This window comes from Vibrio sp. R11-SG3-ISO3-SZ (genome assembly GCF_059834345.1).
Window position 1 is genome coordinate 1 of record NZ_JCBDGX010000182.1, and the last position, 6,662, is coordinate 6,662.

Genomic DNA, 6,662 nt, shown 5'->3' on the forward strand with positions numbered 1-6,662 from the left:
CATCACCGAGTGGGTGCTTGATGGTGTTGCCTTTTTGCTGCTCATGCCAGAACGCTTGGGATACTTTGTCGCGTGGCCCGAGTTCCATGTATTTGTTCTTCGGCTGACCCACCGGTGTCTCTGGTCCCATGCCGTAATCTTGCAGGTAGCGGTAACCGTTTTTATTGACGATGATCCCGCCTTCACCACGACAACCTTCGGTCATGAGGATACCGGTACCAGGTAGACCGGTTGGGTGGTATTGCACGAACTCCATATCACGCAGTGGCACACCATGACGATACGCCATCGCCATGCCATCGCCTGTCACGATACCGCCGTTGGTATTACAGTGATACACACGACCCGCACCGCCCGTGGCCAGTACCACAGACTTGGCTTTGATGGTGACCAGTTCCCCTTCCGACATATGAATGGCAATCAGACCTTGCACTTCACCGTCATCCACCAACAAGTCAACGACAAAATACTCATCAAAACGGTTGATGTTGTTGTATTTCATCGAGGTTTGGAACAGGGTGTGCAGCATGTGGAAGCCAGTTTTATCCGCTGCAAACCAGGTTCGCTCGACCTTCATACCGCCAAAACGGCGCACGTTGACTTCGCCGTTTTCTTTCCGACTCCACGGGCAACCCCATTGCTCCATCTGGATCATTTCGCGCGTGGCGTTTTCAACAAAGTATTCAACGACATCCTGTTCACAAAGCCAGTCACCCCCACCCACGGTATCGTTGAAGTGGTTGTCTAGGCTGTCCTCATCCTTGATAACTGCGGCTGATCCACCTTCTGCAGCAACCGTGTGGGAACGCATAGGATAGACTTTTGAAATCAAAGCGATGTTTAAATCGGGATTTGCTTCAGCTGCTGCAATAGCAGTTCTCAGACCAGCGCCGCCGGCGCCGATGACTGCGATATCTGTGGTAATGGTTTGCACAGTTATCCTCCAGTGTGAAAGTGCGGATGATTCCGCTTGTTATTGTTGCTTTGGGAAGCCCCCAAAAGTGGTAGGGGTAGTGTAGAAGAGCCTCTCTAGGGAAAAATTGATGTATTTAGGTTTTTGCTCCGGTAGTGCACATAAGGGCATAAAAAATCTAGGATATGTGATAGTTATCACGGCGACTTAGGGATGGGGATGACTGGGCTATCAATGAGGGCGGCGATAACCTGCTTAACCCTTGTTGGGCTTTGTGATACGTTGCGCAGCAAATCACTTCAAGAGAATAGAGCTTTGAACTGGCAACCGACCGCATCGATCGCAGCGCTGAAACAGCGTGCTCACGTATTACAAACCCTACGCACATTTTTCGCTGACCGAGGCGTCATGGAGGTGGATACTCCGGCGATGAGTCAAGCGACGGTGACAGACATTCACTTGCACACCTTTCAAACTCAGTTTGTAGGCCCCGGATATGCCGATGGGCAAGCGCTCTATTTAATGACCAGTCCTGAGTTTCACATGAAACGCTTATTGGCTGCGGGTAGTGGTTCGATTTATCAGATCAACAAGGCATTTCGTAACGAAGAGAGCGGCCGCTACCACAATCCGGAGTTCACCATGTTGGAGTGGTACCGGGTGGGTTTTGACCATCATCAACTGATGGATGAAATGGACGACTTGTTGCAGCAGGTCCTAAACGTGGCACCGGCCGAGCGAATGAGCTACCAAGACGCCTTCTTGCAAGTGCTTGGTGTGTGTCCGTTAGGCGCGAGCATGGAAGAGCTCAAAGTCGCCGCTGCCACCTTGGGGCTGGCGGATATTGCTCAGCCAGAGCAAGACAGAGATACGCTGTTGCAACTGCTATTTAGTGTCGGCGTGGAAGCCAAGATTGGTCAAACTCGTCCTGCTTTTGTGTACGACTTCCCAGCGACGCAAGCGGCGCTCGCGAAAATTAATCCGACCGATGAACGGGTTGCGGATCGTTTTGAAGTCTATTTTCGCGGCATAGAGCTGGCGAACGGATTCCACGAATTGGATAACCCCAAAGAGCAACAAGCGCGTTTTGAGCAAGACAACCAGAAACGCCAGCAGATGGGCTTACCGGTTCAGCCGATGGACGGCCATTTAATCGCAGCGCTAGAGGCGGGTTTGCCTGAGTGTGCAGGGGTGGCGCTAGGGGTGGATCGTTTGATCATGCTAGCATTAGGCTTTGAGCATATCGAACAGGTTATCGCCTTCCCTGTGACGCGCGCATAAGGCAAGGGTCGCAATATGGCGTGGCGATGAAGAGGCGTCTTTGTCGAGAAATGTGCAACAGATTCTTATTCTGAGCGCTTTTGACTCGCGCCGTCCCATCATCCTCGTTATACTCCCAAGCTGAATTTTAGTCGGGGGCTGTCCATCCGTTGTACAGTTCCAAAATCGAAGAGCACAGGACATGCAAGAGTACATCGCATTTTTTCAACAGAACATGATTCTCTCTTTGGTATGGGCGGGTCTATTGGTTGCCCTTATCATGAACATCGTGAAATCCACTACCGCGGCCTACAAAGAGATCACGGCAGCGCAAACGACTCAATTAATGAACCGTGAAAACGGTGTGGTGGTTGATATCCGCTCAAAAGATGAGTTCCGCAAAGGCCACATCACGGATGCAGTTCACATTTTGCCATCAGACATCAAAGCGGGCAGCTTTGGCGCTCTTGAAAACCACAAATCCGACCCAATCATCGTAGTATGCAAAACAGGTCAGACGGCGCAAGAAAGCGCGAATCTTCTAGCAAAAGCGGGCTTTGAGAACGTGAATCTTCTCAAAAACGGTTTGATTGCTTGGAGTGAAGCGAACCTACCTCTGGTTAAAGGCAAAAAGTAATTCATTGAGCGCTGATTGAAAAATCGACGTTTATTCAAGAGAGATGTGAACAGAGCCACGATTTAACGTGGAAATCGAGTCAGTGTCATATCTCTCGGTTAGTCTCTTGGCAGACTATTTTCTATGAAAGGATTTGAACCATGGCTGAAGCAGCACCGCAACAAGAAGCTCAAAACTTCGCAATTCAACGTATCTTCCTAAAAGACGTATCATTTGAAGCACCGAACTCACCAACCATGTTCCAAAAAGAGTGGAACCCAGATGTTAAACTGGATCTAGACACGCAAAGCCGTGAGCTAGGTGAAGGTGTTTACGAAGTCGTGCTTCGTCTTACGGTGACAGTGAAGAACGCAGACGACACTGCATTCCTTTGTGAAGTTCAGCAAGGTGGTATCTTCACGGCTGAGAAAATGGAAGCGGGTCAATTGGCGCACTGCCTAGGCGCATTCTGCCCGAACATCCTTTTCCCTTATGCGCGTGAAACCATCTCAAGCTTGGTGGTGAAAGGCACGTTCCCACAATTGAACCTAGCGCCAGTGAACTTTGATGCGTTGTTCATGAACTACCTACAGCAACAAGCTCAGCAAGGTGAGGGTGAAGCTCAGGCGTAATCTTCGCTCTGACGCAACCTTATCGAAATGCACAGAGCATCTCATCACGATGCGCTGTGCATTTTTTGTTTGAGAATCTTGTGTTCAGCGGTTGGCAAAACGAACGCTGACCACTAGATTCTAGTCACGCAGCAGGACAACTAGGCGGAACCATGATAGACACACAATCCCAAAATGCGTATGGTCGTTCAATCTCTATGACCGTACTCGGCGCAGGCTCATACGGCACGTCGCTGGCCATTTCGTTGGCACGTAACGGTGCCAATGTGGTGCTATGGGGGCACGAGCCTGAGCACATGGCGCGTCTTGAAGCCGCACGCGCCAACGAAGAATTTTTACCCGGCATCGCTTTTCCAGACAGCTTGATCATTGAGACGGACTTAGAAAAAGCCGTCAGTGCCAGTCGAGATCTCCTTGTGGTGGTGCCAAGCCACGTATTTGGTCTGGTGTTGAACAGTGTTAAGCCCTATTTGCGCTTAGACACTCGCATCTGCTGGGCGACCAAAGGGCTAGAGCCTGAAACCGGTCGATTGCTGAAAGATGTCGCCCACGATGTGATTGGCGATCAATACTCCCTAGCCGTGCTCTCTGGTCCTACCTTTGCAAAAGAGCTCGCGATGGGGATGCCGACGGCGATTTCTGTGGCTTCGCCAGATGCCGAGTTTGTGAAAGATCTGCAAGAGAAAATCCATTGCAGCAAAACCTTCCGAGTCTATGCCAACAGTGACTTTATCGGTATGCAGCTTGGCGGCGCGGTGAAAAACGTCATTGCGATTGGCGCAGGCATGTCCGACGGCATCGGTTTTGGTGCCAATGCGCGAACCGCACTGATTACCCGTGGCTTAGCAGAGATGAGCCGATTGGGCGCGGCGCTAGGTGCGCAAGCCGAGACCTTTATGGGCATGGCGGGTTTAGGCGATCTGGTGTTGACCTGTACGGACAACCAATCGCGCAATCGCCGTTTTGGATTGGCACTGGGTCAAGGCAAAGATGTCGACACAGCGCAGCAAGAGATTGGCCAAGTGGTTGAGGGTTATCGCAACACCAAAGAGGTGTTCCTACTTGCTGAGCGTGTCGGTGTCGAGATGCCGATTGTTGACCAAATTTATCAAGTATTGTATCAAGGGAAGGACGCACGCCTAGCCGCGCAAGATTTGCTAGCGCGTGATAAGAAAGCCGAAGCATAAGCGTCATGAGGTGACTCATAAGGCGCACACCTTACTCATGTAAGGGCAGGGAGAATTAGGGACGAGCAAGTAACATGAAACATTGTGAGAAACAGAAAGTCTGGCAGACCATTGTTCGAGAAGCGCGTGAGCTCTCTGAGCAAGAGCCGATGCTCGCCAGCTTCTATCATGCGACCATCATTAAGCATGACAGTTTAGCGGCGGCGCTGAGTTATATTTTGGCCAACAAACTCAATACGGCTTCAATGCCTGCCATGGCGGTGCGAGAGGTGGTTGAGGAAGCCTTTAACTCCGATCCCAATATTACCGCCGCGGCGGCCTGTGACATCTGTGCGACTGTCAACCGTGACCCTGCAGTCTCTATGTACTCCATGCCGCTGCTGTACTTAAAGGGTTATCACGCCCTGCAAGGCTACCGCGTTGCCAACTGGCTTTGGAAGCAAGGGCGCGTGGCGCTCGCCACCTATTTGCAAAACCAAATCTCTGTTGCGTGTCAGGTCGATATTCACCCAGCAGCGAGAATCGGTCGCGGCATCATGCTCGACCATGCGACCGGTATCGTCATTGGTGAGACAGCGGTGGTCGAAGATGATGTCTCCATTTTGCAAGACGTCACCTTGGGTGGTACCGGTAAAGAGTGCGGCGATCGTCACCCGAAAATTCGTGAAGGTGTGATGATTGGCGCTGGGGCGAAAATTTTGGGTAATATTGAAGTGGGAGAAGGGGCGAAGATTGGTTCGTGTTCCGTTGTCCTTCAGCCTGTGCCGCCACACACAACGGTTGCGGGTGTGCCAGCCAAAATTGTCGGTCGACCGAAAACCGATAAGCCCTCTTTGGATATGGACCAACAGTTCAATGGTAAGTCACAAAGCTTCATTGGTGGCGATGGGATCTAAGTCGTGAGCGCTTTGATGCTATGTTTACCACGAGGCTATGTTTGCCACGATACTATGTTTACCACGATGTTATGTTTGCCACTTATCCGAGAAAAGAAAAAAGTCAGCATCACGCTGACTTTTTGTCTCTTTCAACCTAATACGGTTAGGTCAGGGCTATTACGCCATATCGTTCAACTCAGCGAGCACTTCTTCTGCCCAATCAATCCAAGTTTGACGAATCAGAAGATTACGACGCAGCGTGAGACGCTCTAGACGTTGCTGCTTGTCTAGGGTCGCAGGCGTTGAGTAGTAACCGCTCTCGATCTCTTGGTAGTGAGCGACTAGCTTGCGTGACTCATCGATAAGCTCAGCGAGCTGAGTGCGAAACGGTGCAGAGGGTTGGATAGCACACGCCATCAACTTTGCACAGAACTCATCACGCACCGTAGGATGCGCGGTCGGTTGATCAAACCACTCACCCAGTGCAGTACGGCCGGCATCGGTAATGGAGTAAACTTTACGATCGGGTTTGCCTTCTTGAGGCTCGAGAACACAGGTCACAAGATTGTTTTGCGCCATCTTGTTCAGTTCGCGGTAGACTTGCTGGTGGCTTGCTTTCCAAAAGTAGCCGATAGTGGCAGAAAATTCTTTGGTAATATCGTAGCCCGTCGCATCACGAGTGCTCAGGACAGTTAAAATAACGTGTGGTAATGACATGTCTTCAATCCAAATGGTCAATAAACTTCAAAATACAACCGCTTAATCTTGTGTGTGCTTCTTTGGCACGAATTCTTTTGTCAAGCGGCGCCAACAATGTGTTGGCCATGTCACCTTAAAAAGCCATCTATCACCTAGGTCGATATACTATCGATACGCAAGCTGGTGTTGTTATAGTCACTTGCGATGGCTGAGTAGTATATCTAAATAATAAGCATAAAGTAGAATAGAAGGACAATGTTGCCTAAAAAACTGATAAAAGACTCAGTAGGTTTTTACCTGTAGTTTTTTATTTTCAATATTGAGTTATTTTGTCCTGATTTAGAAACATTATGCCTGAAAAATTGTATTTTTGGTATTCCATACAATATTTGGCGCAGTGTTGTGGCTCATCTTCCTCGTTAGTATTTGTTTTATAATAAAAAAGGCCGATAGATGACTATCGGCCTTTTAGGTTTA

At 49.8% G+C, this 6,662-nt stretch carries 7 protein-coding genes; 5 read left to right on the plus strand and 2 right to left on the minus strand.

Features of this window, described 5'->3' with window-relative positions; translation table 11 throughout:
- The coding region (locus AC6R1O_RS18850; protein WP_500657622.1) for an FAD-binding protein at nt 1-934 on the minus strand (934 nt) is incomplete at its 3' end.
- 198 nt (nt 935-1,132) lie between these two features.
- On the opposite strand from AC6R1O_RS18850, the gene epmA reads away from it, so the two are divergent.
- The 5 genes from epmA to cysE all read left to right on the plus strand — a co-directional run bounded on the left by epmA (nt 1,133) and on the right by cysE (nt 5,504).
- Nucleotides 1,133-2,194, plus strand: coding sequence for an elongation factor P--(R)-beta-lysine ligase (epmA, locus tag AC6R1O_RS18855; protein WP_500657623.1), 1,062 nt, complete (start codon nt 1,133-1,135; stop codon nt 2,192-2,194).
- A gap of 181 nt (nt 2,195-2,375) precedes the next feature.
- Complete coding sequence (locus AC6R1O_RS18860) at nt 2,376-2,810, plus strand: rhodanese-like domain-containing protein (RefSeq protein ID WP_334555668.1); 435 nt, start codon at nt 2,376-2,378, stop codon at nt 2,808-2,810.
- 140 nt (nt 2,811-2,950) lie between these two features.
- A complete protein-coding gene (gene secB / locus AC6R1O_RS18865) occupies nt 2,951-3,421 on the plus strand; it encodes a protein-export chaperone SecB (RefSeq protein ID WP_334555667.1) in 471 nt (156 codons plus the stop codon).
- A gap of 152 nt (nt 3,422-3,573) precedes the next feature.
- Nucleotides 3,574-4,608: an NAD(P)H-dependent glycerol-3-phosphate dehydrogenase gene (gpsA, locus tag AC6R1O_RS18870; protein ID WP_500657624.1), complete on the plus strand. Its 1,035-nt coding sequence runs from the start codon at nt 3,574-3,576 to the stop codon at nt 4,606-4,608.
- Nucleotides 4,609-4,682: 74 nt separating this feature from the next.
- The gene (gene cysE, locus AC6R1O_RS18875; RefSeq protein ID WP_500657625.1) at nt 4,683-5,504 is read left to right on the plus strand and encodes a serine O-acetyltransferase; all 822 of its coding nucleotides are present in this window, start codon (nt 4,683-4,685) and stop codon (nt 5,502-5,504) included.
- A 159-nt stretch (nt 5,505-5,663) separates the two neighbouring features.
- Here the strand turns inward: cysE and AC6R1O_RS18880 are convergent, their stop codons facing one another.
- Complete coding sequence (locus tag AC6R1O_RS18880) at nt 5,664-6,203, minus strand: PadR family transcriptional regulator (protein ID WP_334555664.1); 540 nt, start codon at nt 6,201-6,203, stop codon at nt 5,664-5,666.
- Between the last annotated feature and the right edge of the window lie 459 nt (nt 6,204-6,662).